Genomic DNA, 26,485 nt, shown 5'->3' on the forward strand with positions numbered 1-26,485 from the left:
ATACCATTTTCTACGCTCATGACTGATGGACGGTCGGGCTCTATACTGTCGAAGTCAGAACGACAACAGGGATAGGGCATGAAGAACGAAGACCGACTGCCGAACACCGCCGACGATCTCATCGGCGCGCTCGAATCGGCGCAAAAGGGAAGCAGGACACTCGACGTTCAACTCGCCTTCAAGCTCGGCGAAGCCGGTGGCAGCATGGAGGATTTCCCGGCAACGACGCGGCTGCCGGCGAAGTGGCATGCGCTGGGGGACTTTCCGGCCATCGCGAAGATCATGCTGGACGAGGGTTTCTCGTGGCAGAGCGTGTGCGACGTGCTGGATTGCGAAGCGCCCGCCTACACCACGTCGCTCGACGCCGGCATTCCGGGAGAGAATATCGTCTTCGTGATCCGATCCGCAAAGCGGAATCAGTGGGGCGCCATTCATAAGACCGCCGATGGCGAGGAGATCTTCGGCTGGGGCGCGACGGAGGTCCTCGCCCGGCGGACCGCCGCGTTGAAGGGATGGGAGAGAGCAACCGCCGCAATGCCGGAGATGACGCAACCGGACGCATCCTCCCAGAACGGCTTACACCACGATGTACGGACAGAGTCAGCCGGACGCCGTAAATCTGTAATAAACGGCGAGCATCACGCGGTGAGAACCGAAAAATCCCTGGAAGAAGCCTTCGCAGAGCAGGAAGATCGTGATTGGGAGATCTTGTTTTAGCTCTGGGGATTAGGCAATAGTTTCTTGGATCGAATGCGCGGACTTGGCGCGGCCGTCGCAATCGTTCTTCTTGGAGCCCGACCCGATCACATAGAAACGATGTGATCGGTGAATCGGTCTCTAATTATTTGAGTTTGAGCACGATCGCCATTCTGTATTGACGGCCGGCACAGACTGGCCAGGGGGGGCTTCTGTTTACCAACATAACACCCGACCGAAATGCTGACCGCGGCCCCGAGGCAGCCTCCACCCGCTTCAGCATCAGACGATCGCGCCCCCATGTCATCGTGCTCGGCAACGAGAAGGGCGGCTCGGGAAAATCGACCACGGCCATGCATTTGGCTGTCGCCCTGATGAAGAACGGCTACAGGGTGGGCACGCTCGATCTGGACGCACGGCAGGGTACGTTCTCACGCTATATCGACAATCGGCGCAGCCTGGTCGAGGAGACCGGACTGCCTCTGCCGCTGCCCGAGCACCGCCGCGTCTTCCGCTCCGAGGCCGCCGCGCGCGCCGAGGCGGAAGCCGAGGAGGAGACGAAGCTGCGGACGGCGCTGGCCGAGCTGGGCGATCGCGACTTCATCGTCGTCGACACGCCCGGCAGCGATTCTCACCTCTCCCGCGTCGGCCACACCAATGCCGATACGCTGATCACGCCGCTCAATGACAGCTTTCTCGATATCGACCTTCTCGCCCGCATCGACCGGGAAGGTCGCAAGGTGCTGGCGCCCAGCGTCTACAGCCAAATGGTCTGGGAGCAGCGCCAGCGGCGCGCGTTGAGCGGCCGCCCGCCGATCGACTGGGTGGTGATGCGCAACCGCCTCGGCCATGTCGACGCCCATAACAAGCGTGACATCGCCCGCCTGCTGGACCAGCTGGCGAAGCGGCTCGGCTTCCGCGTCGCGCCCGGCTTCGGCGAGCGCGTGATCTTCCGCGAGCTGTTCCACAAGGGATTGACGCTGCTCGACCTGCGGGCCGAGCGCTCCGGCGCGCCGTTCAGCGTGAGCCACGCCGCCGCCCGTCAGGAGGTCCTGGCGCTGCTCGACGCGATCGGTCTGTCGGAACGCGCCGAAGTGTCACTTTAGAGTACGATCCGATCAGGTTGACCCATCCTGATCGGATCGTACTCTCATTCAAATAATTAGAGACTGATTCACCGATCACATCAGTTCGATGTGATCGGATCAGGCTCTAAAATGGATTCGTTCGCAAGCTTCGGGAAGATCCCCACCCCGGCGGCGCGTAACGTCCTCCTCGACTGGAAATGCCGGAAGAGGATGACAGACCGTGACCGCCATGCGCCCCGCAAGACCGCAACCGGATATCCCTCGGCCGGACGCGACCAAGGGCACGGATCCGCTCTGGAGCGCCCCGTCGAAATGGATCGACCCGACGATCCGAACGCTCCTCCGGTGGGAGGATCGCCGCCGGCAACGCCGGGCGCTCCTTTATCTCAGCGACGCGATGCTCAAGGACATCGGATTGTCCCGCGCGGATGTCGAGAACGAGGCCGCCAAGCCCTTCTGGATGCCCTAGTACCACCTTTCGTAGAAAGTTGGTACGTGAGTTTAACTCTAAGTACCTGATTCACACGCAAATTCGAGAAACGGAGCGTTTCGCGAATTTGTGCGACCAAGTACTAGGCGGCACTGCTCAGGACGGTTCGACGACGATCTCGTCCATCTTGTGGATGTAGAACGCCAGCCGGTCACGTACTCCGGCCGTCTCGTCATAGGGCGCGAGATAGCTCCAGACCGCGTTTTCGCTCGTCTTCCCATCTGCGGTGAGCGTCCAGTAGGACGCATCGCCCTTGAAGGGGCAGTGCGTCCGGTGGCTTGTCGGCGTCAGCAGATCCATTCGGACATCCTCGCGCGGGAAATAGAAGACCGGCGCATGGCCGGTCTCCTTCACCGTCAGGACATCGGCGCTGTCCGCGACCGCGACGCCGTTGAAGAGGACGCGCACGCGCTTGCCCTCGCGCAGCAGGTCGACCCGATAACCGGGATGCTTCTTGAATCCCGGAGCCTTGTTGTCGCTGGACTCGTTGAGCATGAATTGCCTCTCAGACCTCCAGATTCTGTTTGCGGATCGGCAATGAGCGGATCCGCGTGCCCGTCACCGCGAAGATCGCGTTCGCAACCGCCGCCGCGATCGGCGGCGTACCCGGCTCGCCGATCCCGCCGATCGGCGGTCCGCCCTCGATGATGACGGTCTCGACCACGGGCATTTCGTCCATGCGCAGCAGTTCGTAATCGTGGAAGTTGCTCTGCTGCACCTTGCCCTCCTCCAGCGTGATCTCGCCGCGGAGCGCGGCCGTCAGGCCGTAAACGATGGCGCTCTCCATCTGCGCCTCGATGCTGTCCGGATTGACCGCCATTCCGCAGTCGATAGCGCAGGCGACCCTATGCACCCGCACATCGCCGTCCTCTATGGAGACTTCGGCGACCTGCGCCACGAGGCTGCCGAAACTCTCATGGAAGGCGATGCCGCGGCCACGGCCCTGCGGCAGGGGCGCACCCCAATCGCCTTTCTCCGCCGCGGCGTCGAGCACCTTCAGGGCCCTGGCATCATGCGCCAGGAGCCGGCGGCGGAACTGGTAGGGGTCGGCCTGCGCCGCGGCGGCAACCTCGTCCAGGAAGCCTTCGGTGAAGAAGCCGTTATGCGAATGCCCGACCGAACGCCAGAAGCCGATATCGAGATGCGTCTTGCCCATTACATAGTCGACACGCCGGGCCGGGAAAGCGTAGCGCAGCTCGACCGCTCCTTCGACGTTGCTGGGATCGACGCCGTTCTCGATGGCGCCCGGGAAGACGTGCTGCATCACCGACGGAGCGGAAATCCGCGTCGTCCAGGCGAGGATATTGCCGTCGGCATCGAGACCGGCGCGGAATCGCGCTACGGCCGCCGGCCGGTAGAAGTCATGCTGGATGTCCTCCTCGCGGGTCCAGATCAGCTTGACGGGCCGGCCGACCGCTTTCGAAGCCGCGACCGCCTGGGCGACGAAGTCGGGCTCGAACCGCCGGCCGAAACCGCCACCGAGAAAGGTCGTATGGACGGTCACCTGCGACGGCTCGAGGCCGGCCACCTCGGCCGCCGCGGCGGTTACAGAGACAGGCGACTGGTTGGGCGCCCAGACCTCGCAGGAGCCGTTTCCGACGCTCGCCGTGCAGTTCATCGGCTCCATCGTCGCATGGGCCAGGAGCGGCGCGTCATAGTCGGCTTCCACGAAGGTCGTCGCATCAGCGAGCGCGGCCTCGGCATCGCCATCCTCCTCCGCCAAGGCGGCGTCGGACGCCTCGAACGCGGCCCGTAGGCTGTCCATCAAGGCGGCCGTCGTTGCACCGTCATGCGGAGTTTCGGCGAAAGTGACGGCGAGGGCGTCGACGGCCTGCTTGGCGCGCCACCAGCGGTCGGCGACGACGGCGATGCCGCCCGGCACCTCGACGACATCGATCACGCCCGGCATGCCGTCGATCGAGGCGCGATCGACGGATCCGACGGCGGCGCCCTTGACGGGCGCATTGCGAACGGCGGCATATGCCATGCCCGGAACGGTAACGTCGACGCCGAAGACGGCGCGGCCTTCGACCTTGGCCGGCAGGTCCGGACGATCGATGCGCCGCCCGATGAGCGTGAAGTCCGCCGGGTCTTTGAGCCGGGGCTCCGCTGGCGGCGCCATGCGGGCCGCGGCCGCCGCGATCTCTCCGAAGCCGAAGCGGCGATCGCCCGCCGCATCGACGACGAATCCGGCCTCGGTCGAGAGCCCGTCCGGCGATATCCCCCACGCCTCCGCGGCCGCATGCACCAGCATTTCCCGCGCGGTGGCCGCCGCTTTGCGCAAAACGTCGTAATGCGCGCGGATCGACATGCTGCCGCCGGTCATCTGCATGTCGAGCCAGGGATTGTTGTGGTCGGGATGCGGCGCGGCGCTCACCACCGAGACGCGCGACCACTCAGCACCGAGCTCATCGGCGAGGATCTGCGCGAAGCCCGAATAGACGCCCTGCCCCATCTCGGCTTGGCCGACGGTCATCGTCACCGCGCCGTCAGGCTCGATCCGGATGAAGCTGTTGATCCCCGTCGTCGCGGCGGCGGCCTGCGCCCGCCCAGCCGGCCCGCCCAGTGCCGGCCCCAGCGTCGGCAGGGCGAACTCGAGCAGGAGCGCGCCGCCGACGACGGTCGCGGATTTTAGAAAGGAGCGGCGGGACGTTTTCATCATGTCGATCATCGCTCGGCTCCTTCTCAGGCTTCGGCCGCGGCGTGGATCGCCCGGCGAATCCGGGCATAGGTCCCGCAGCGGCAGAGATTCGTCATCGCGGCGTCGATATCGGCATCGCTCGGTCGCGGGCTTTCGGCCAGGAGGGCGGTGGCGGCCATGATCATCCCGGGCTGGCAGTAGCCGCACTGCGGCACCTGCTGCGCAAGCCACGCCTGCTGGACCTTGCGGCCGAGATCGGACGACAGCCCCTCGATCGTCGTCACCTCGCTCCCGGCGACGGCCTCGACGGGGGTGATGCAGGCGCGCGTCGCCACGCCGTCGACATGCACGGTGCAGGCGCCGCAGAGGCCGGCGCCGCAGCCGAACTTGGTCCCGCTCAGGCCGATCTCGTCCCGCAGGACCCACAGCAGCGGCGTCTCGGGCTCGATGTCGAGATCCTGCCGGGTCCCGTTGACGGTAAGACTGATCATGATTTTCCTCCTCGCCTCTGAATAGGAAGGATGTTCTATGCCGGCTCCGGTCGACTGCAATATCGACGGGCCTCGGACATGTGTCACGGATAGGGGCAGGATAACCGATCGACTCGCGCCGTATACTTAAAATCCTGTTACAGGATCTTGCCGTCGGCATGCCGCGTCACGGCCGTTCGGAGCATGCTTCGGCGCTCTTGGGCTTGGGGCTTGGGGGCTTGGGCGCTTGGAATCGGCGAAAGACCCCCGGCGCGGGGGCGGCGCGATCTCTCGATGTCAAGCCGGCGCGGACTTTCTAAGAAAGTGGGTGCTCGGCCGGCACCACCGCTGCCTTCGCGACGGTGCTCCGCCCCTTGCGGCTCCAGGCGGTGATACGGTCGAGCAGCTTTTCCCGTGCGAAAGGTTTCAGGATAAAGTCGTCGCCCCCGGCGTCCAGCGCGGCGGAAAGGTCTTCGGACGTGTTGGACGCCGTCAGGAACAGGATGGGCGCCGTGATATGCGGCAACTGGGCATGAATGCGCCGGCAGGTCTCGATACCGTTCAAGCCCGGCATCTTCACATCCAGGAGGATGATTTTCGGCTGAACCCGCCAGAGCAGGTCCAGACAAGCAAAGCCGCTTTCGGCCGCCACGAAGCTATATCCTGCGGTTTCGAGGATGACGCGCAAGACCTTAAGATTCGTAGGATTATCATCCACGCCGAGGATAAGCGTTGATTTCCGGTCTGGGTAAGACATGGCACACCCCCTCCCGAAGCAATTTAACCGCTAACGATAAATAATCCGTAAATAACCACAGCATGCTTGATAAAAACGCTGATAATCGCTTCATTCCGACACACCTCGTCATGGAGGCGCCCGTCCCTGCTGCCCAACAGTCTCGAAGTCAAAAATGCGACGGCGGCCCCTTCGACTCCGAGATGGCCGGGCCAACGGCGATAGCCGGTTGTGACCGCACCTCTACAATGCAACGCGCGCCCATGGTAATCTCGACTGCGTTTCATCCGTCACGCGGTTGACCGCAACAGGCTGATGAAACACCACCAAATCCCATTCGGTCCACCCAACCCAAGCCGCAGGTCCTCTTAGCCCTTGTTCGACGTCGCCGGTGTTGTCCTGATCATTGCAAGCCTTTCGGCAATGATCAGCCTCATCCAGCCCTTGGCCGTCCAGCTGCGTCTGCCTCCCACGGTCCTGCTCGCGCTGGTCGGTGTGGCAATCGGCGCCGGCGCATCGTTCCTGCTCTACACAACGATGACGGACGCCTTCAACGAGGTAGCCGAGCCGATCGTCAAACTGCCTTTCACCTCGTCGACCTTCCTCGTCATCTTTCTGCCGCTTCTGCTGTTCCAGGCGGCCTTGACGATCGACGTGCGGGAGATGGTCCGCGACGCCGCGCCGCTTCTCCTGCTGGCGGTCGTCGCGGTCTTCGTCGCCACGATCGTGATCGGCTACAGCCTGTCGATGATCGGCGGCGTTCCTCTGCTGGTCGCGCTGCTCGTCAGCTCGATCGTCGCAACGACGGACCCGTCCGCCGTCATCGCGATCTTCCGCGATCTGGGCGCACCGGGGCGATTAACCCGCCTGATCGAGGGCGAGAGCCTGCTCAACGACGCAGCCGCCATCGTGCTGTTCACGATCCTGCTGGGCATGCTCCTGTCGGGACAGGAGCCCGATCTGGTCGACGGTGCCTGGCGGTTCGTCGCGGCGTTCGGCGGCGGGATCGTCCTCGGGCTCGCCGGAGCGCGGCTGATCGCCATGCTGCTGCCGTGGCTGAGAGGGCTACGGTCGGCGGAGGTTACCCTGACCCTGGCGCTGCCCTATCTGATGTACATTCTGGGCGAGCATCTGCTGAACGTTTCCGGCGTGATCGCGGTCGTGACCTCCGGACTTGCGTTGAGCGCGACGGTGCGTGCGCGCCTGTCCCCGGAAAACCGGACCTATCTCGAGGCGTTTTGGGAGCAGCTCGCGTTCTGGGCCGGCTCGCTGGTCTTCATTCTCGCATCGATCCTGGTGCCCCGGCTGCTCTGGAATGTCAGCCTGTACGATCTCGGCCTGATCCTGATCATGGTGCTCGCCGCGCTCGCCGCGCGCGTCCTGGTCCTCTTCGTGCTGCTGCCGATGTTGAGCGCCGTCAAGCTGACCCAGAAGGTAAGCCACGCCTATAAGCTGGTGATCACCTGGGGCGGGCTGCGCGGCGCGGTCACGCTGGCCCTGGCGCTCGCCGTGACCGAAAGCCGGGTTCTCGATCCGGAGGTGAAGCAAGTCGTCGCAGTGCTCGCGACCGGTTTCGTTCTGTTCACCCTGTTCGTCAACGGCCTGACGCTGCGCCCGGTCATCCGGCTGCTCAAGCTCGACGGGTTGTCGCCGGTGAATCAGGCGCTCCACCGACAGGTCCTGGCGCTCTCGCTCGCCGATGTGAGAGATGCCGTTCAGGACACCGCACGGGCCTATGAGATCGCGCCGACCGTCGCGCGGTCGGTGACCCGACCCTATGAGGAGCGGATCGAGAAGGCAACCGCCGGTCAGTCGCTTGAAGAGGCGATCTCGGACCGGGACCGTCTCACGATCGGGCTGATCGCGCTGGCCAACCGCGAATTGGAGCTGGTGCTCGACCACCATGGGCAACGGACCGTGTCGCCGCGAATTGTCGAACGGCTCCTCGAGGAGACCTCCCGGATTCTCGACGGCGCGCGGTCGGCGGGCCGGATCGGCTACAACCGCGCGGCACGCAGCGTCGTCGCCTATTCGCGCGCCTTCCGGTTCGCGCATTTCCTGCACCGGAACCTCGGGATCGATGGGCTGCTGGTCCGCGAGCTGGCCGACCGGTTCGAGGTGCTGCTGGTCCGCCGGCTGGTGCTCGAGGCGCTGAAGCAGTTCAACGAACATCGCCTTCGCCCGATGCTCGGCAGGCGCATGGCCGAGATTCTGGGCGAGATGCTGAGCAACCGGCTTGATGCAACCTCGCGGGCGCTCGACGCGCTGCGCCTGCAATACCCCGCGCACGCTGAGGCCCTGGAAGGCCGCTTCCTCAAGCAGTCGGCGCTGCGGCAGGAGCTCGAGGCCTATCAGGACCTGCACGAGGAAGGGCTGGTCGGCCGCGAGCTGTTCGATCATCTGCGGCGCAGCGTCGAGGCGGAGCGTCGGCAGGCCGAGCAGCGGCCGCCGCTCGATCTCGGGCTGAAAACCGAGGACCTGATCCGGCAGTTCGATTTCTTTCGCGGCCTCGACGAGAGGCAGCTCCGGACCTTGTGCCGCCTGTTCCGGCCGCGCTTGGCAGTACCAGGGGAAATGATCATCCGGACCGGCGAGCGTGGCGATCGCGTGTTCTTCGTCTCCTCAGGCGCCGTCGAGGTAATCCTGCCGACCAACCGGATCCGTCTCGGCCGCGGCGATTTCTTCGGTGAGATGGCGCTTTTAAGCCGAAGGCGCCGGCAGGCGGATGTGGTGGCCCTGACCTACTGCCACCTACTCGTGCTCGACGAAGGCGATTTTCGACGGTTCCTCGATACCAACCCGACTGCCAAGAAGGAGATCGACCGCGTCGCGGAGGCCCGAGCGAAGATGAATCAGGATCTTCGTTAAGAGCGTCCACCATGGTGTGCGTCGGTCGACCCGAAGCCTCGCGACCGGCCCGCCACGGCCAATAAATCCTCGTCCGGCATGAAATCTTTTCTTGAACACGGGGGCGGCTTGGGCCAAAGCTTCTATGAAATTCCAGTCCAATCCGAAGAAACGGATAAGGGCTGGACAGGAGCCATGGCTTCTGCGTCTTCATCAGGGAGGAATGTTGAATGCGTCTTCTTGCTTGCCTCGCCGCCACGGCGCTCGTGGCTCTTGCCGTTCCCGCCGCCGCGCAGGAGGATTACCCTGACGGTCCGATCACGCTGGTCGTGCCGTTCTCGGCCGGCGGCCCGACCGACACGGTAACCCGCCTTATCGCCGAGCCGATGAGCCGCGAGCTCGGCGAGCAGATCGTCGTGCAGAACATCTCGGGTGCCGGCGGCACGCTGGCGGCGACGCAGGTCGCCAACGCAGCGCCGGACGGCTACACGATCCTGATCCACCACATCGGCATGTCCACGGCCCCGACGCTGTATCGCAATCTGCCTTACAATCCGCTCGAGGACTTCGAGACGATCGGCCTCGTGACCGAGGTGCCGATGACGATCATCGCGCGCAAGGACTTCGAGCCGGAGACGCTTCAAGAGCTCATTGACTACGTCAAGGCGAACCAGGACACCGTCACCTATGCCAACGCCGGGATCGGCGCGGCCTCCCATCTGTGCGGCATGCTCTTCATGGATGCGATCGACACGCAGCTCACCACCGTGCCCTATCAGGGTACGGGCCCGGCGCTGACGGACCTGCTCGGCGGCCAAGTCGACTTCATGTGCGACCAGACGACGAACACGACGGGTCAGATCCAGGCGGGCGAGGTCAAGGCCTATGCCGTGACGACCGGCGAACGCCTCGAGAGCCTCCCCGACCTGCCGACGACGGCCGAAGCCGGCCTCGGCGAGTTCCAGATCGGCGTCTGGCACGGCCTCTACGCGCCTGCAGGCACGCCCGAGCCCATCATCGAGAAGCTGACCGCGGCATTGCAGACGGCGCTGAAGGACGAAAACGTGGTCGAACAGTTCGCCGAGCTCGGCACCACTCCCGTCCCGCAGGACCAGGCCACGCCTGAGGGTCATACGGAGAAGCTCGCGTCACAGATCGAGCTCTGGCGGCCGATCATTCAGGAAGCCGGTGTCTACGCCGACTGATCCGACGCACTCTGATGAGACGAGCGGGATGGCCCTTGCGGTCGTCCCGCTTCGTCACCGGAACATGCCGCTCGCGCCGCCACCGGCTTTCGTGGAAAGTTGGTCCATTGCTTTAGTTCCGAGCAGCTGATCGCTCGATAGCGGGGAATCTGCGATTTCCCGTATTTACGTGATCACCTGCCAGGGTCTAGGTCTCGGATGCACCATGGACACCCGGAAATCCCTTAGAGCGCCTAACATAACCCGTCCACGGTCTGCGCCGTCGTCCGGCGGCCGTGGGCTAGGAGGGCGGTGCGACGCGATGCTGGCGCATCGCGAGCGCCGGCCGACGCCGCCCCACGGCCGCCGGACGACGGCCCGCGCCGGGCGCAGCCCAACGCAGACCGTGGACGGGTTATGTTAGGCGCTCTTAAGGACCTCCTCGCCGGGCTCGTCTTCATCGCCTTCGGGCTTGCCTTCGGCTATGCCTCGCTGGGTTATGATATCGGCTCGGCCCTGCGCATGGGGCCGGGTTACTTCCCGCTCTTCCTTTCCGGGATCCTGACCGTTCTCGGCGTGGTGATCCTTGTCCAGGGCTTCTTCCAAACCGAGGAGAGCCCGATCGGCCCGACGCCGTGGCTGGCCTTGGTGCTGCTCGTCGGCGCCCTGTTCATCTTCGGCTTCACCGTGCAGGGGCTGGGCCTGGTGCCCTCGCTGATGATCACGGTCTTCATGAGCGCGTTCGCCAGCCGGCACACCGGGGTCCTCGGCGCGATAGCGCTCACCATCGGCCTCACCCTGGTCTGCGTGCTGATCTTCGTCTATGGGCTGGGCCTGCCGCTGCGCCTGCTCGGCCCCTGGCTCGATTTCTAAGACAGGACCGCGCTAGAATGGAACTTTTCGCCAATCTCGGCCTCGGCTTCGAAACGGCGCTCAGCCCCGACAATATCCTCTATTGCTTCATCGGCGTTCTGCTCGGCACGCTCGTCGGTGTCCTGCCCGGAATCGGGCCGACGGCGACGATCGGCCTGCTGTTGCCGATCACCTTCAATTTCGAGCCGGTGTCGGCGCTGATCATGCTCGCCGGCATCTATTACGGCGCGCAGTATGGCGGCTCGACCACCGCGATCCTGATCAACCTTCCGGGCGAATCCTCATCCGCCGTGACGGCGATCGACGGTTATAAGATGGCGCGACAAGGTCGCGCCGGTCCCGCTCTCGCGACCGCCGCGCTCGGTTCGTTCTTCGCCGGCACCGTCACGACCCTGATCCTGGCACTGTTCGCCCCGCCCTTGGCCAGAGTGGCCTTGCAGTTCGGATCGCCCGAATATTTCTCGCTTCTGGTCCTGGGGCTGCTCGCATCCATTGCGCTTGCCCACGGCTCGGTCGTCAAGGCGCTTGCCATGATCGTGCTCGGGCTTCTGCTCGGCCTGGTCGGGCAGGACATCTATACCGGCACGCCGCGTTTCACCTTCGGCCAGTTCGAACTCTATAGCGGAATCAGCTTTGTCTCGCTTGCGGTCGGCGTCTTCGGCGTCGCCGAGATCCTGCGCAACCTCGAGCACGAAACGATACGAACCGTTGCCGTCAAGCATGTGAGCGGCCTGTGGCTGAGCAAGGATGATTTCAAGCGGATCATCGCACCCGTCCTCCGCGGAACCGCGGTCGGTTCGGTGCTCGGCATTCTACCGGGGGGCGGCCACGTCCTTGCCGCTTTTGCCTCCTATTCCCTGGAGAAGAAGGTATCGAAGGAGCCGGAGAAGTTCGGGACAGGTGCGATCGAAGGCGTCGCCGGGCCGGAATCAGCCAACAATGCCGGCGCCCAGACCTCCTTCATCCCCCTGCTCACGCTCGGCATTCCGGCGCATCCGGTAATGGCGTTGATCATCGGCGCCTTCATCATCCAAGGCATCACGCCCGGCCCGAACGTCGTCACCGACGAGCCTGAGCTGTTCTGGGGCATCATCGTGTCGATGTGGCTCGGCAATCTGTTTCTCGTGCTCCTGAACCTGCCGCTGATCGGTCTGTGGGTGAGGATGCTCACCATCCCCTACCGCGTCCTGTTCCCTGCCATCATCGCCTTCGCCAGCATCGGAACCTTCAGCATCCATCTGAACGCGTTCGACGTCTATGCCATCGCGGTGCTGGGCATCATCGGCTATGTCCTGGTGAAGCTCGACTGCGAGCCCGCCCCTCTCCTGCTCGGATTCGTCCTGGGTCCGTTACTCGAGGAACATCTGCGCCGGGCGATGATCATTTCCCGGGGCGACCCCATGGTCTTCATCGAGCGCCCGATCAGCGCGGGCCTGCTGCTCGCGGCCGCCATCGCCGTCGTGATCGCGATTCTCCCCTCAGTGCGTAGGAAACGCGAAGAGGTCTTCCAGGAGGAAGACTGACGGAGCGCCAGGAATGCTCAGATGCGAGGCGCGTCCAGGCTGATCGGCGCCCCCTGCAACCGTCTTTCGCTTACCGTAGAAGACGCTGTACCTTGGTGCGGGATCGTTCTTAGGGGTGGGGATATGTCTGAGTCGAACCAGAGATCTGCGTTTCCGCGCCGGACGGACTGCACAGGCCACAATAATGCAACTGGCATCTCCCGTCCGAGGCCGCAAAAATTCGGTCTTTCCTGCCTCACTCTGATCTTCGGAGTGGCGTTCAGCGCTCTTGCGGCGGCCGCCGAATTTTTGCCTGCGCCGAAGGGGGATGTCGTGCTGACCGTTTCCGGCAATATCGAGCACGCGAACGCGCCGGGTGCCGCGCGCTTCGATCTTGCCATGCTGGAGGCGCTGCCGAGCCACAGGATCATCACCCAGACGCCCTGGACCGACAGCGCGGTCGAGTTCATCGGCCCGCTGGCCCGCGACGTCATGCGGCTTGTCGGCGCGGAAGGCGCGGTCGTGCAGGCGGTCGCCCTGAACGACTACAAGGCGCCCATTCCAATGGCCGATTTCCACGATTACGACGTCATCATCGCGCTGAAGCTGAACGGGCAGCATATGAGAATTCGGGACAAGGGCCCGCTCTGGATTGCCTACCCGCTCGACGAGCATCCGGAAATCGCGAGCTCAGCGCCGCCGAAGATGGTCTGGCAGCTCAAGGCGCTGGTGGTTCAATGACGCCCTCTCGCCGGGTGCTTACGCGAGCGGCGATTGCAGTGATCACACTGCTGTTTGCCGCCGCGGGATTTCTCAGCGCCTGGCGTTTGGTGGAGGAGCGTGACCGCAATCTCGAAATCTTCCGCACCGGCTCATGGATCGCTGTGCAGGCCGAGATCGAGTTGCTGCAACTCATCAACGCTGTCAGCGCGTACTACTATGGCGAGCGACCGGACAAGGAGAAGGTCTTTCACCAGTTCGAGATCTTCTGGAGCCGGATCCCCCTGTTGCTCGAAGGCGAAGAGGGCAAGATCCTGCGCCAGTTGATGCCGACCGCGGTCATCGAGCGGACCGCGGACGACCTTTTCGCAATCGAACGATCGCTGAAGACGCTCGTCCCGGGCGACGAGGCCGCCTTTCGCGCCTTGCGCGCCGATCTCGAGCACATGCACGGCACGTTGCACGACCTGGTTCTGGGCGTCATGACGCATGAAACAGCCGTTCAGAACAGAGAGCGGCTGGTGCGAAGCTATGCGGAGATCTTCGCGGCCTTCTCGCTGGTCATTATCTGCGGAAGCCTGCTCCTAATCATGCTGCTGCGCGAGCTCCGCCAATCCGCGCGACTGCTGGCGCAGTCCCGGCGATCCGAGCAGGAGGCCGCCGAGGCCAATTTCAGCAAGTCGCGCTTTCTCGCCGCGGCGAGCCACGATCTCCGGCAGCCGCTTAATGCCTTGAGCCTCCTGCTGGGCCTGCTGCAGTCGCGGGTGACGGATCGCTCCTCGGTCGAACTCGTCGAGAAGAGCCAAGAATCGCTGATTCATATCACCCGGCAGCTCGATAGCTATCTCGATATAACGAAGCTCGACACGGGCCGGATCGCCGTCGAGCCCGCGCCGGTCCCGCTGGGCGCCCTGTTCGAACGCGTCGCCGACACCTTTCGGGATGAGGCGGCACGAAAGGGGCTGCGCCTGCGCGTGGTCGAGAGCAGTGCTTGCGTGATCAGCGATGCTTTCCTGCTCGAGCGGATTCTCGCCAATCTGGTGTCCAACGCCATTCGCTACACCGAGCGTGGCGCCGTGCTGATCGGCTGCCGCCGCCGCGACGGCGAGATCCGGATCGACGTGATCGACACCGGGCCGGGCATCGCGCCCGAACATCACACGGCGATCTTCGAGGAATTCCACCAGATCGCGAACCCGGAACGGGCACAGGGCGATGGGCACGGCCTCGGCCTCGCGATCGTGCGGCGTTTGATACGCCTGCTCGGCCACAGGATCGAGCTTCGTTCCGTCCCCGGCCGTGGATCCTGCTTCTCGATCACGCTGCCGGTCGCCGCCGCGACCGATGGCGCGATATCTGTGTCGTCAACGGAAGCGGCGGCGGAAGCCGCCCCCTCTACCGCCCAGGATCTCGCCCAGGACGTCGCGCGGGCCGCGCCGACAGCCGATCCCAGCGACAGCCGCGTCCTGATCATCGAGAACGACGCCCTGATCGCGATGTCGTTATCGATGGCCATGGAGGACCTCGGCTGGACTTCCGTCACCGCCGTCTCTGCGGAACAGGCTTTGGATCTGGTCCCGACGATGGCGTCGCGGCCCCGGCTAATCATCTCCGACTACCGGTTGCCGGGACGGAACGGTATCGAAGCAATCGATGATCTGCGCCGAGTCCTGGGTGCCGAGATTCCCGCCTGGATCGTCACGGGCGATATCGGCCAGGAGGTCAGGGCCGAGACCCACAGCCGGAATATCGGCCATCTGATCAAGCCGATCGGCGCCGACGCGCTCCGCAAGGTCGTGGCGAACCTGGACCGTGCCAAGACCCCGGCCGACACGCCCCCTGCCGCTGATGATTAGGGCCTGATCCGATCCCTATGCGGTCGCCGTGGGATCCCGATGGACCAGCGGAAAGGACGGGTGATCCATCGGGTCACCGGGGTTCAGCCGGACCTCCGGAAATGGCGGCGATGTAGTCCCGCAGCGTCGCGCAAAACGCGCGTCGTCGCCGACCCACCGCGTAGAGAATGCGCGGCGGCGCATCGTCGATGAATTGCCGGGCGCCCCATGCAGCGTCAGGAAATTGAAGGCGATGGCATCGCCCGGCTCGACAGACCAGCCGCGGATTTCGTACGCGGCTCGGCCCGCGTCGATGTCCGGGACCGGTTCCAAGCCGTCTTCCTCGTTCAGCGGCGTCCTGTTGAATCGCTCCGGCCTGAACCAGCGGCCCCAGAGATGCGATCCCGCGACATATTCGATGCAGGTCTCCCGCGGCACCGCATCGAGAGCGAGCCAAAGGCTGCAGGTCTGCTTGCCGTCGACGCAATAGTAAGGCTGGTCGTGATGCCACGGCGTCGAGGTCGCCGCACCGGGCTCCTTGACCAGGACATGCTCGTGGAACAGGCGCACCTCGCGTGAGCCCGTGAGATCAGCGACGACCGCCGCCGCCGGCGAGTCGAAGACGAACCGCTTGTACTCCGGAATGCGCTGCCAGTTGCAGTAGTCCGAGAAGAACTCCGCATCGCTTCCGGCGGCCTTGTAGCGGCGACTCTCGGCGCTCGGCGCGGCCATGTTCTTCTCGACCCCGGCCCGCAGAGGCTCGATCCACGCCTTGAACAGGCCTCGCAACAGCACGACGCCGTCCTTCAGGTAGGTTTCGACGACCGGCGCATCGACGAGGCCGCTCCGCAGCTTCCAATCGGTCTGACTCATGACACTCTCCCGGAAAATCGCCCGATTTGTATAGACAAATATATTATTTTGTAAATACAAATGACCTGCCTTTCGTGCCCGCTTCCGGGAGCCGGCGAAGGAGGTTATATCTGCCGATAATCGAGAATGTCTCGCCCGCCGGCCTCATCGACGCGTCCACGACATCGCAAGAACGGAGCCCCTGAACAGGCATGCCACGCGATACGCTCCCGCTATACCTGCAGGTAAAGCAGTTCCTCTGCGAAAAGATCGATTCGGGCGCTTGGCCGGAAGGCCATCACATACCGACGGAGCACGAGCTCGTGTCGATGTTCAAGGTCAGCCGGATGACCGTCAATCGCGCGCTCCGCGAGCTGACGGCCGCCGGGCGCCTCCGGCGCGTTCCCGGTGCCGGCACGTTCGTGACCGATGCGAAACCGAGCTCGGGCCTGCTGGAGATCCGGAACATCGCTGATGAAATCAAGGATCGCGGCCACGTCCATTCCAGCGAAGTCCGTCTCTTGAAGGCCGAAACGGCAAATCGGGCGATCACCGACGCGCTCGGACTCGACCAGGATGCGGTGGTGTTCCGCTCGATGATTCTCCACTTCGAGGAGGGATGGCCGATACAGCTCGAGGACCGTTACGTGAACCCCGATTTTGCCCCGGACTATCTCGCCCAGGATTTCACGTCGACTACGCCGAACGCCTATCTCATGTCGCTCGGGCCGCTCGATCGGGCCGAGCACAGGGTGGAAGCGATCCGGCCGACCGCCGCAGTGCAGCGACAGCTTCGGATTTCGGCCGACGAGCCGTGCCTACTGTTGCATCGGCGCACATGGTCGGGGCGCCATATCGTGACGCGCGCCTGGCTTACGCATCCCGGCAGTCGATACCGGCTCGGCGCGCAGTTTTCGGGGCGACATTGACAGAGCCCGATTCCGCCTCGCAATATCGGCCCAGATCGTCGAACCGGCGATTCCGCTGAACCAGCCGGTCACGAAGAAGAATTCATCTTTATTCAGGGAGGAGCAGCATGAAAATCTCCAATCCGGCGTGGTTGCTGGCCGCCGCCTTGGCGGTTGCGGCCGGGCCGGCCACGGCGGCGGACAACGTCAAGATCGGATTCAACGTGCCGTTGACCGGATTCGCCGCGGCCGACGGCAAGTCGGCCCTGAACGGTGCCGAGCTGGCGGTGGAGCAGGCGAACGCCAGTGGGGGCATCGACGGCCAGATGGTCGAGCTGGTGGTCTATGACGATCAGGCCTCGCCGACCGAAGCAGTCGCGGTGGCGACCAAGATGATCGAGCAGGACGGCGTCAAGGTCGGCGTCTCCGGCAGCTACTCCGCCTCGACGCGGGCGGCGGCGCAAGTCTTCCAGGACGCCGAGATCCCTTACGTCTCGGCTTATGCCATCCACCCGGACATCACCCGCGCTGGCGACCATACCTTCCGCACAACTTTTGTCGGCGAGGTGCAGGGCCGCGCTGGGGCCAAGCTGATCGGCGACCTGCTCGGCAAGAAGCGCGTCGTCATGATCACCATGAACAACGATTTCGGGCAGTCGCTCGCCGCCGGCTTCAAGGAGGCCGCCGACCAGTTCGGAATCGAGATCGTCAACGAGTACGAATATGGGCTCAAGGACCGGCAGTTCGGCGCAATCGTCGCCCAGGTCAGGGCCAACGATCCCGAGGCGATCTACGCCTCCGGTTACTACTTCACGGCTGGCCCGCTGGTCAGTCAGCTCCGGGCCGCGGGCGTCGACGCACCGATCATCGGCCAGGAGGGCTATGACGGGCAGAGCTTCATCGACATCGCCGGGAAAGCCGCCGAAGGCGTGATCATCACCACGTCGCTCGACCGGGATTCCGAAAGTCCGGAGGTCCAGGCGTTTCTTGAGGAGTTCGAGGCCAAGGCCGGCTATCCGGCCGACATGGTCGCGGCCTCGAGCCACACCGCCGTCAAGGTCGTCGTCGACGCCGTGCGACGGGCCGGCACCGACGATCCGGCGGCAATCCGCGATGCCATCGCCGCGACGAACCTGACCGCCTCGACGGGCACCATCTCCTTCAACGACCTCGGCGAGGTCCGGAAGGACGTCCAGGTGCAGATCGTCAAGGACGGCGCTTGGCACCATTACGCGGTGATCAGCAACCAGAAGCTGCTGGCGCCGCCGGAATCGTGATTCAAGCGGCGTGAGATCCCAGTCATGATGTCTTCGGCGCCGCGGAGTGGCGCGGCGCCGTCATCGCCATGCTCTATCTGAACCTCTTCCTCCAGGGTCTCGCGCAGGGCAGCATCTACGCCCTGATCGCGGTCGGGCTGACCTTGGTCTATGGGCTGCTGCGCATCCTGCATGTCGCCCATGCCGGGCTGTTCGCGCTCGGCGCCTATATCAGCGTGACGGTGACCAACGCGACCGGCAGCTTCCCACTTGCCGTGCTTGCGGCGGTGGCGATCACTGGGCTGGCCGGCATGGCGATCTACCGCCTGCTCTATGAGCCGATCCTGGATCGGCCGCCTTTCGTCGCCCTGATCGCTTCGATCGGCCTGTTCATCGCCATGGAGGAGGCGTTCAGGCTGGCCTTCGGGCCCTACGGTCTGTCCTATGCCGTGCCGCCGAACATGGAAACGATCACCTTCGGAGGCCTGTTCCTCAGCCGCGCGCAGATCCTTCTGATGGTGGTGGCCGCGCTGCTCCTCGGCGGGCTCGGCCTGCTGACCGAGCGGACGCGAACCGGGGTGGCGTGGCGGGCGACCGTGACCGACCCGCCGATGGCCCAGTCCTTCGGCATCGATATCGTCCGCGTCCGCTATCTGAGCTTCTTCATCGGATCGGCGCTCGCCGCTGTCGCCGGAGTCATGATCTCGCTGATCAACAATCTGGTCGAACCGACCATGGGCAGCGTGCCGAGCTACAAGGCGCTGGCGATCATCGTTCTCGGCGGCCTCGGCAGCGTGAAGGGAACCCTGGTGGCCGCCCTCGCCTTGGGCGTCATCGAGGCATTCGGGACGATTTATCTCGGCAACCTGCTCGACCGCGACGCCATCGCCTTCGCGTTCCTCATCCTCGTGCTGATGCTGCGGCCGCACGGCCTGTTCGGAGCCCGGTGACCGCCATGGCTTACGAGATCACCCTGCTCACGATCATCGGCATCAATCTGATCCTGGCGCTCAGCCTGAACCTGATCACCGGCTTCTGCGGCCAGATCAGCCTCGGTCACGCCGCCTTCTACGGCACCGGCGCCTATTGCGCGGCGATTCTGACGAAGGCCGGCCTGCCCTTTCCGCCGGCCCTGCTTGCCGGCGGGGTGGTGGCCGGCCTGCTCGGGCTCATCGTCGGGCTGACCAGCCTGCGGGTCCGCGAAGACTTCCTCGCGATCACCACGATGGGCGTCGGCTTCCTGTTTCTCGGCTTCGTGCGCAAGCAGTCCTGGCTCGGGGGCGAGCTCGGCGTCTCCGGCATCCCCGCCCCGGGACTCAGCGACCTCGGCTATATGGTGCTGGCGATTGGGATCGCCGCGGCGGTGGCGCTGTTCAGCCTCTATGTCCGGCGGTCATGGATGGGCTTCGCCTTCGACGCCGTTGCCGACGACGAGGACACCGCCCGCGTGATCGGCATTGGCGTCGCCGGCTACAAGCTGACGGCCTTCGCCCTCGGCACCGCCCTGGCCGGAATCGCCGGCGGTCTCTATGCGCATTATGCGCGGATCATCGTGCCCGACACCTTTGGCTTCACGCTGTCGGTCACTATTCTTGCGATGGTCGTGGTCGGCGGCATCGGCTCGACCTGGGGCGTCATCGTCGCGACCGTCCTCTTGAGCCTGATGCCGGAGCTGTTTCGCTTCGTGAACGATTACAAGCTGCTTCTGTTCGGCGGACTCCTGCTGCTGACCATGCGGTTCAGCCCCGGGGGGCTGGCCGGGTTGACGCGGGAGACCTGGCACCGGTTGCGCCGAAACCAGGGCCGAAACCGGGAACAAGTCGATGACGGCACCGCTGCTCGCTCTTGAGGATCTGCGCGTGCGCTTCGGCGGTGTCGCCGCCGTGGACGGCGCGTCCTTGACGCTGGAGCATGGTACCTTCACCGGGCTCATCGGCCCCAACGGCGCCGGCAAGACGACGCTCCTCCGGCTCATCATCGGCATCGTTCGTGCGGACAACGGACGAATCCGGCTCGACGGACGGGACATCACGAAGCTGGCCGTGTCGCGCCGCGCCCGACTCGGTCTCGCCATGTCGCACCAAATCGTGCGGCCGTTTCGCTCGTTGAGCGTCCTCGACAATGTCGCGCTCGCGGCAGGCCGGCGGCGCACCCGCGATCCGCTCCTGTCCCTGCTCCATGTCAAGCGCTCGACCGAACGGGCGCGGGCCCGCGAGCTCCTCGATCTCGTCGGCATCGGCGACGCGGCCGACGCCGAGCCCGCCAAGCTGCCGCTCGGCTATCTCAAGCGGCTCGAGATGGCGCGTGCGCTCGCGCTCGAGCCGCGCCTGCTGCTTCTCGACGAACCGCTGGCCGGACTCAATCACAGCGAGGCGCACCGACTCGCCGACACCATTGCCGGTATCCATCAGACCGGAACCACGGTACTGCTCATCGAACACAATCTGGCCGAGGTCATGCGCGTATGCCGCCGACTGGTGGTGCTCGACCAGGGTCGCGTCATCGCCGAAGGGGAGCCGCGCGCGGTGATGGCCGATCCGAAGGTCCGCGCCGCCTATCTCGGAGAGGCACCACATGCTGCGGCTTGAGAACCTCACCTGCGGCTATGGCCAGATGCGGGCGGTGCACGGGCTCGATCTGGAGGTGCCGGCGGGCGGTGTGACCGCGCTCGTCGGCGCGAACGGGGCCGGCAAGACCTCGACGATCATGGCGGTGGCGGGTCACGTCGCGATCCGCTCCGGCCGCGTGCTGGTCGACGGGCAGGATCTCACCCGACGGCCGGCCACGGCGCGGGTCGGCGCCGGTGTCGCGATCGTGCCAGAGGGCCGGCGGCTGTTCCCCGACCTCACCGTCGAGGAGAATCTGATCGTCGGAGGTTATGCGCTGCCCGCCGCGCGCACGCCGCCCAACCGCGAGCGGGCCTTCGCGCTCTTCCCTCGGCTGGCCGAGCGCCGCCGTCAGCGCGCCGGATCGCTGTCTGGCGGGGAGCAGCAGATGCTCGCTATCGGCCGAGCCCTTATGACGGAGCCGCGGTTCCTGATGATCGACGAGCTGTCGCTCGGGCTGATGCCGAAGATGGTCGATCTCTGCTATGAGGCGCTGGCGAGCTTGAAGACAACAGGGCTCACGGTGCTGCTGGTCGAGCAGAACACGGCGCGCGTGCTGGCGGTCGCCGACCGGATCTGCGTCCTCGAATCGGGCCGGGCCGTCTGGCGCGGCACCGCCGCGGAGGCACGCGCCGACCCGCGGCTGATCGAGTCCTATCTAGGCGAGCGCGAGGCACCGGCGCTGCCCTGATCGGGCCGGCGTTCCTACAGCGCCAGATATTCCCGACGGATCTCCTCGTTCGCCAGGACCTCGCCCGGGTCGCCGGTGAACACGACCGATCCGTCGTCGAGAATAGCGCAGCGATCCGCGATCCGGAGCGCGGCGACTGCGTTCTGCTCGACCACTATGACGGTCATGCCCGCCTTCTTGACCTCGAGCAGGATCTGCTCGATCTCGCTGACGATCTGCGGCGCCAAGCCTTCATAGGGCTCGTCGAGGAGCAGCAGCGAAACGTCGCGCGCCAGCGCCCTGGCGATCGCCAGCATTTGCTGCTCACCGCCGGAGAGCGTGATCCCCTCCTGCTGGCGGCGCTCCGCCAAGCGCGGGAAGTGCTCGTAGATCCGTTCCAAAGGCCAACCCGGATCCTTGGCGATCTGGGCCAGAATAAGGTTCTCCTCAACGGTCAGGCCCGGGATGATGCGACGGTCCTCGGGCACGAGCGACACGCCCATTCGGGCCGCCTTGAATGCCGGCAGACCGTGAAGAGGCTGCCCGCGCAGATATATCTCCCCCTTGCGGAGCTGCGGCTGTTCGGCGCGCGCGATGGTGCGCAGGGTCGTCGTCTTGCCCGCGCCATTGCGCCCCAGAAGCGCGAGAATCTCGTTGTCCCCCACCGTCAGGGAGACACCGTGCAGGATGTAGCTTTCGCCGTAATAGGCGTGAAGATTGCGGCAATCGAGCAGATGGCCGTTCGGCGCTGCGTTCATAGGTGCACGCCTCCGAGATAGGCTTCCTGGACGGCCTCATCCTCGCGAATCTGCGCGGGCGGACCGTCCGCGATGACGCGCCCCTGATGCAGGACCGTGATCCGCGACGAGAGCGAGAACACCACTTCCATGTCGTGCTCGATGATGATCTTGGTCATGCCCGTCGCGGAGATCTTACGCAGAAGCTCCACCGTACTGTGCGTTTCCGTCTGGGACATGCCGGCAGTAGGCTCGTCCAGGAGCAGGAGCCGCGGGCGGTGCGCGAGGCAGACCGCGAGCTCGAGGCGCCGCTTGTCGCCGCGCGAGAGATGCTTTGCCGGCATGGTGAGATGCTCCTCCAGGCCGACATCGACGAGAACCTCCTCGGCGAACTGGCGCAGCTCGCCGGCACGGCTCGGATGCTCGAACAGATTGAGCTTGTAGCTGCCGTCGCGGGCGGCGAATGTGGCCACCATCACATTGTCGAGAAGGCTGAGCTCGGGAAAGATCTCCGGGCTCTGGAAGACCCGGGCCACGCCGAGCTGATTGATCTCATAGGGCTGCAGCGGGACCAAGCCGTGCCCGTCGAAGACGACGGAGCCCCGGTCGGGCTTGATGCTGCCCGTCAGAACATTGAGGAGGGTGCTCTTGCCCGCCCCGTTCGGTCCGATGATGCTGTGAACGCTTCCCGCCTCGACCTTGAGGTCGACATTGTCGAGCGCGGTCAGCCCTGCGAAGCGCTTGGTCACGCCTCCGACATCGAGCAATGCCATGGCCCGGCTCCCCTCAACCTTTCTGCGAACGCTGCCGCAGCGGCGCGGTGGGTGCGGACGCACCTTTCGGCGCCGCCCCGCGCGCTTCGGCTTCCGTCGCGCTCTCGTGCCGCTTCCTTCCCCAATCGGCGAGCCGTTGCAGGCCCTCCATGACGCCGCCCGGGAGAAAGATCACGAAGAACATGAAGATCAGGCCCTGGATGAGCAGCCATTGCTCCGTCGATGCGGAGAGGACGTTCTCGAGATAGAGAACGATGCCGGCCCCGATCATCGGGCCGATGAGCGTGCCAAACCCACCAATCACGGACATGATCACCACCTCGCCCGAAGTCGTCCAGTGCAGGCTCTCGGTCGGCACATAGGTCTCGTAAAGCGCATAGAGGGTGCCGGCCAGGCCCGCATACAGCCCGCTGATGGCGAAGGCCGTAACCTTGTAGCGGTAGACGTTGACGCCAGTGGACTGAAGCCGCGTCTCGTTTGACTTGATGGCGCGCAGCATCAGACCGAAGGGCGAGCGCGCGATACGCCGAGCGAAATAGATCGCCAGCAAGGTCCAGGCCGCGACGAAGTAGTGCATCTCGTCGCCGTCCAGCTTAACGCCGAAGAGCTCCGGTGTTCGAATCCCGGTCAGCCCATTGTCGCCGCCCGTCCAGTCCTGCAGCGGCGCGAGGGCCGCGTAATAGAACATCTCGGCGAAGGCAAGCGTCAGAATCGCGAAATAGATGCCATGGCGGCGCAGGGTGAGATAACCCAGCAGAATGGCGACCGCCGTCGCCACGGCCACGCCGATCAGAATGGCGACGAGTGCGTTGGCGTTTGCGTGCAGGAGGTAGTATCCGGAGCAATAGGCGCCGATCCCCCAGAAGGCGGCATGGCCGAAGGACAAGTAGCCCGTGAAGCCGACAAGAATGTCGAAGCCGAGGGCGAAGATCCCCCAGATGAGGATGCGGGTCGCCAGCTCCCGATAGCCCCCGATATAGGGCATGATCCAGGGCAGAGCGATAAGAATGACCGCGGCGACGGCCATGAACACCGCCTCCCGCCGCGGCGAGGCGTTGCGGAGCTGCGCGATCATCCCATTACTCCCTTGTGCCCGAACAGGCCGCGCGGACGCCATAGCAGGATCACCGCCGCGACGATATAGACGATGACCTGCGAAATCGGCGGATAAAGGAGAACGGCGAGACTGACCGCCTCGCCCATGAGAATGCCGGCGATGATCGCGCCGGGCAGGCTGCCCATCCCCCCGATCACCACGACCAGGAAGGACGGCACCAGCATAGCCATGCCGACCTCCGGATAAATCGCGGTCGTCGGTCCTCCGATGACGCCGGCTATTCCGGCCAGCAGCGCGCCGAATCCGAACACCAGGGTGAAGCGGGCCGTCACATTGATGCCGAGAAAGCGCAGCATCTCGGGATCGTGCATCCCGGCGCGGACGACGAGGCCGAAGCGGGTGTAGCGCAGGAGCAGGAACAGCAGCACGACGATCGCGATCGTGACCGCAACGATGATCAGCCGCCAGGGCGGGTAATAGCCGATGCCGATGTCCACGGGTATGAGCGCCCAGGTCGGCGGCGGAAAGGGCTTGGTGCTGCCGCCGAAGATCCAGCGGAGAATCTCCTGTATGACCAGCGCCAATCCGAAGGTGACGAGAATCTGATCGGTCACCGGCCGCCGGTAGAAGAACTGAATCAGCCCCCGCTCCAGGATGACGCCGATCCCAAACAGGATCAGCGGCACCAGGATGAAGGCCGCCCAGTATCCGGTCGTGCTGGAGATGAGCCATCCCAGATAGCCGCCGATCACGAACAGCGCGCCATGCGCGAAGTTCGCGACGCCGAGCGTCCCGAAGATCAGCGTCAATCCAAGAGCAATCAGAACATAGATGGCACCGATCTGCAGCCCCGTCAGCAGCTGCAGCGCCAAGCTTCCGATATCCATGTCATTCCTCGCCGAAGGCGCCCGCCACCGGTCCGGGACCGTGGCGGGCGCCGTGCCGCTCCCTTACTTCGCGCCGACCGTTCTATGCCGTCGGCTCGTAGGGACCAAGCTCGCCGGGCATCATGTCGCAGTCATACTTGACGCTCTCGCCCGGAATCTGCTCGACGGTTTCCAGAAGGTCGAATTCGTTCTTCTTCTGGTCCGGCGCCTTGCCGCGCACGACGAGGATGTCGTGGAACGCCTGGTGGTCGCAGCCGCGATACAGCGTTTTGCCCGGCCCGACTCCGGTGCATTCGAAGTCCTCCAGGGCCTTGATGACTTCCGGCGGATAGAAGGTTCCGGCGGTTTCGGCGGCATTGGAATAAAGGATGGTCTGGACATAGGCCGTGTGGGCCGCCTGCGACGGCGGTTGGCCATATTCAGCCTCGAACGTCTTGACGAAGGCCTGTGAGCCCGCGTCGTCGAGGCTCGGCCCCCAGTTTGTCGTGCCGAAGATCCCTTGAATGTTCTCGGATCCCGCGCCCTGGGCCATGAGGCGGCTGTAGAGCGGCACCACGACCTCCATCTGCTTGCCGTTGACCTGCCGGTCGCGCATTCCGAAGCGCACGGCCTGGGTGAGGGAATTCACCATGTCCTGGCCGTAATGGTTGAGAACCAGGACATCGGCGTCGCTGTTGAGCACCGCCGTGAGGAACTGGCTGTAATCGGTGGTGCCGAGCGGCGTCATGATGTTGTTTACGGTTGTCCAGCCCTGCTTCTCCGTCGAATCCTTCATCGACTCATACTGGGTGTGACCCCAAGTGTAGTCGGCGGTGAGATGATAGGCGCGGCGATCCTGGCCATATTCCTTGGCGAGGATGGGTCCGAGCGCCTGGCCGGACATATAGGCATTGAAGAAATGACGGAAGCCGTAGCGGCGGCGGTCCTTGCCGGTGGTATCGTTGGAGTGGGTCAGGCCAGCCATGAAGATAATGCCCTTCTCCTGGGCGAGGTACTGCTGGGCGATGGCGACGGCGCTGCTCGACCCGCCGCTGAACATGATCACCCCGTCCCGCTCGATCATCCGGCGGGCGCTGGCTCGGGCGGCATCCGGATTGGTTTGCGTGTCGCCGGTGACGAACTCGACCTTCTTGCCGAGCACGCCGTTGCCCTTCAGAGCGCTGGGCTGCAGGGTCTCCAGCATTCCGCCGCCTTCGTTGAGGTGCCTCACGGCCAGCTTATAGGCGCGAAGCTCGTCCTCGCCTTCATCCGCATAGGACCCGGTCTGCGGCACGTTGAAGCCATAAACCACCGTCGAGCCGTTGACGGGAAAATTGCCGATGGCGTCCTGCGCATAGGCGCCGCGGACGAAGTGGAAGGGCGCGGACCCGCTGAAGCTCAGCGCACCGACCCCGGCCGTCACGCCGGCCATGGTCCTGACGAATTGCCGCCGGTTGACCGCGGAGGTCTTGCCGCCTTTGATGGTATGATCTTCCGACATGCATCATCCTCCCTAGAAGATTGTCGATTTTCCGGATGTTTATTTTCCAGGATAGCGTTGCACACGGCCGTCTGATATTCGACTTTTGTCTAAGCTGAGGCTTGTCGGCGGAGACCGTCACGCTGCATAGTTGCGGGTAAGGGAAGACTGCCGAGCGTTTTTGCGGAGGAGAGCTTG

The 26,485-nt window shown here is 64.6% G+C and carries 25 protein-coding genes; 15 read left to right on the forward strand and 10 right to left on the reverse strand.

From position 1 onward, the window contains the following. Positions 1-78 precede the first annotated feature (78 nt). From DT069_RS11040 to DT069_RS11050, 3 genes are all read left to right on the forward strand, one after another. On the forward strand, positions 79-717 hold the full coding sequence (locus tag DT069_RS11040; protein WP_119460361.1) for a hypothetical protein: 639 nt from the start codon (positions 79-81) through the stop codon (positions 715-717). Between the two features lie 287 nt (positions 718-1,004). After that, positions 1,005-1,802, forward strand: a complete 798-nt coding sequence (locus DT069_RS11045) for a division plane positioning ATPase MipZ (protein ID WP_425450156.1) — start codon at positions 1,005-1,007, stop codon at positions 1,800-1,802. Positions 1,803-2,013: 211 nt separating this feature from the next. Next, complete coding sequence (locus tag DT069_RS11050; protein WP_119460363.1) at positions 2,014-2,253, forward strand: DUF1127 domain-containing protein; 240 nt, start codon at positions 2,014-2,016, stop codon at positions 2,251-2,253. A 117-nt stretch (positions 2,254-2,370) separates the two neighbouring features. Here the strand turns inward: DT069_RS11050 and DT069_RS11055 are convergent, their stop codons facing one another. The 4 genes from DT069_RS11055 to DT069_RS11070 form a co-directional block, all read right to left on the reverse strand. Continuing rightward, positions 2,371-2,769, reverse strand: a complete 399-nt coding sequence (locus DT069_RS11055) for a DUF427 domain-containing protein (RefSeq protein ID WP_119460364.1) — start codon at positions 2,767-2,769, stop codon at positions 2,371-2,373. A 10-nt stretch (positions 2,770-2,779) separates the two neighbouring features. Further along, positions 2,780-4,936: a xanthine dehydrogenase family protein molybdopterin-binding subunit gene (locus DT069_RS11060; RefSeq protein ID WP_162913128.1), complete on the reverse strand. Its 2,157-nt coding sequence runs from the start codon at positions 4,934-4,936 to the stop codon at positions 2,780-2,782. 23 nt (positions 4,937-4,959) lie between these two features. Then, positions 4,960-5,406, reverse strand: a complete 447-nt coding sequence (locus DT069_RS11065) for a (2Fe-2S)-binding protein (RefSeq protein ID WP_119460366.1) — start codon at positions 5,404-5,406, stop codon at positions 4,960-4,962. A gap of 295 nt (positions 5,407-5,701) precedes the next feature. Beyond that, a complete protein-coding gene (locus tag DT069_RS11070; protein WP_119460367.1) occupies positions 5,702-6,142 on the reverse strand; it encodes a response regulator in 441 nt (146 codons plus the stop codon). Positions 6,143-6,544: 402 nt separating this feature from the next. Between DT069_RS11070 and DT069_RS11075 the strand changes: the two genes are divergently transcribed. The 6 genes from DT069_RS11075 to DT069_RS11100 all read left to right on the forward strand — a co-directional run bounded on the left by DT069_RS11075 (position 6,545) and on the right by DT069_RS11100 (position 15,103). Beyond that, entirely contained in the window at positions 6,545-8,989 is a 2,445-nt protein-coding gene (locus DT069_RS11075) for a cation:proton antiporter (protein ID WP_119460453.1), read from the forward strand. 209 nt (positions 8,990-9,198) lie between these two features. Next, on the forward strand, positions 9,199-10,173 hold the full coding sequence (locus DT069_RS11080; RefSeq protein WP_119460368.1) for a tripartite tricarboxylate transporter substrate binding protein BugD: 975 nt from the start codon (positions 9,199-9,201) through the stop codon (positions 10,171-10,173). Between the two features lie 396 nt (positions 10,174-10,569). Then, positions 10,570-11,025, forward strand: a complete 456-nt coding sequence (locus tag DT069_RS11085) for a tripartite tricarboxylate transporter TctB family protein (protein ID WP_119460369.1) — start codon at positions 10,570-10,572, stop codon at positions 11,023-11,025. A gap of 17 nt (positions 11,026-11,042) precedes the next feature. Next, complete coding sequence (locus DT069_RS11090) at positions 11,043-12,548, forward strand: tripartite tricarboxylate transporter permease (protein ID WP_119460370.1); 1,506 nt, start codon at positions 11,043-11,045, stop codon at positions 12,546-12,548. 252 nt (positions 12,549-12,800) lie between these two features. Beyond that, positions 12,801-13,268, forward strand: coding sequence for a putative pterin-binding protein (locus DT069_RS11095; protein ID WP_425450157.1), 468 nt, complete (start codon positions 12,801-12,803; stop codon positions 13,266-13,268). 38 nt (positions 13,269-13,306) lie between these two features. Further along, positions 13,307-15,103, forward strand: a complete 1,797-nt coding sequence (locus tag DT069_RS11100; RefSeq protein ID WP_162913129.1) for an ATP-binding response regulator — start codon at positions 13,307-13,309, stop codon at positions 15,101-15,103. A 15-nt stretch (positions 15,104-15,118) separates the two neighbouring features. Here DT069_RS11100 and DT069_RS11105 read toward each other — a convergent pair whose 3' ends face one another. Beyond that, positions 15,119-15,955 carry a phytanoyl-CoA dioxygenase family protein gene (locus tag DT069_RS11105; RefSeq protein ID WP_119460372.1) on the reverse strand — a complete coding sequence of 279 codons (837 nt, stop codon included), beginning with the start codon at positions 15,953-15,955 and terminating at the stop codon, positions 15,119-15,121. 191 nt (positions 15,956-16,146) lie between these two features. Between DT069_RS11105 and hutC the strand changes: the two genes are divergently transcribed. The 6 genes from hutC (at position 16,147) to DT069_RS11135 (ending at position 21,395) form a co-directional block, all read left to right on the forward strand. Next, on the forward strand, positions 16,147-16,863 hold the full coding sequence (gene hutC, locus DT069_RS11110; protein ID WP_119460373.1) for a histidine utilization transcriptional repressor HutC: 717 nt from the start codon (positions 16,147-16,149) through the stop codon (positions 16,861-16,863). A 107-nt stretch (positions 16,864-16,970) separates the two neighbouring features. Further along, entirely contained in the window at positions 16,971-18,119 is a 1,149-nt protein-coding gene (locus DT069_RS11115; RefSeq protein ID WP_119460374.1) for an ABC transporter substrate-binding protein, read from the forward strand. Between the two features lie 68 nt (positions 18,120-18,187). Next, positions 18,188-19,048: a branched-chain amino acid ABC transporter permease gene (locus tag DT069_RS11120; protein WP_119460375.1), complete on the forward strand. Its 861-nt coding sequence runs from the start codon at positions 18,188-18,190 to the stop codon at positions 19,046-19,048. A gap of 5 nt (positions 19,049-19,053) precedes the next feature. Next, positions 19,054-19,947 carry a branched-chain amino acid ABC transporter permease gene (locus DT069_RS11125; RefSeq protein ID WP_119460376.1) on the forward strand — a complete coding sequence of 298 codons (894 nt, stop codon included), beginning with the start codon at positions 19,054-19,056 and terminating at the stop codon, positions 19,945-19,947. Next, positions 19,922-20,686 (forward strand): ABC transporter ATP-binding protein, encoded by a 765-nt coding sequence (locus DT069_RS11130; RefSeq protein WP_119460377.1) that lies wholly within the window; start codon positions 19,922-19,924, stop codon positions 20,684-20,686. Before DT069_RS11125 ends, DT069_RS11130 begins: the two co-directional genes overlap by 26 nt. Next, entirely contained in the window at positions 20,673-21,395 is a 723-nt protein-coding gene (locus tag DT069_RS11135) for an ABC transporter ATP-binding protein (protein WP_119460378.1), read from the forward strand. Before DT069_RS11130 ends, DT069_RS11135 begins: the two co-directional genes overlap by 14 nt. A 14-nt stretch (positions 21,396-21,409) precedes the next feature. Here DT069_RS11135 and DT069_RS11140 read toward each other — a convergent pair whose 3' ends face one another. The 5 genes from DT069_RS11140 to DT069_RS11160 all read right to left on the reverse strand — a co-directional run bounded on the left by DT069_RS11140 (position 21,410) and on the right by DT069_RS11160 (position 26,308). Beyond that, positions 21,410-22,132 (reverse strand): ABC transporter ATP-binding protein, encoded by a 723-nt coding sequence (locus DT069_RS11140; protein WP_119460379.1) that lies wholly within the window; start codon positions 22,130-22,132, stop codon positions 21,410-21,412. Then, positions 22,129-22,884, reverse strand: coding sequence for an ABC transporter ATP-binding protein (locus DT069_RS11145; RefSeq protein WP_119460380.1), 756 nt, complete (start codon positions 22,882-22,884; stop codon positions 22,129-22,131). The genes DT069_RS11140 and DT069_RS11145 overlap by 4 nt, the downstream gene beginning before the upstream one ends. A 13-nt stretch (positions 22,885-22,897) precedes the next feature. After that, on the reverse strand, positions 22,898-23,959 hold the full coding sequence (locus tag DT069_RS11150) for a branched-chain amino acid ABC transporter permease (protein WP_162913130.1): 1,062 nt from the start codon (positions 23,957-23,959) through the stop codon (positions 22,898-22,900). Then, positions 23,956-24,828 carry a branched-chain amino acid ABC transporter permease gene (locus tag DT069_RS11155; protein ID WP_119460382.1) on the reverse strand — a complete coding sequence of 291 codons (873 nt, stop codon included), beginning with the start codon at positions 24,826-24,828 and terminating at the stop codon, positions 23,956-23,958. The genes DT069_RS11150 and DT069_RS11155 overlap by 4 nt, the downstream gene beginning before the upstream one ends. 82 nt (positions 24,829-24,910) lie before the next feature. Continuing rightward, on the reverse strand, positions 24,911-26,308 hold the full coding sequence (locus DT069_RS11160) for a substrate-binding protein (protein ID WP_425450158.1): 1,398 nt from the start codon (positions 26,306-26,308) through the stop codon (positions 24,911-24,913). Positions 26,309-26,485: the final 177 nt, after the last annotated feature.

Origin of the sequence: Virgifigura deserti, assembly GCA_003576685.1 — a bacterium.
Lineage (GTDB): Bacteria > Pseudomonadota > Alphaproteobacteria > Dongiales > Dongiaceae > Virgifigura > Virgifigura deserti.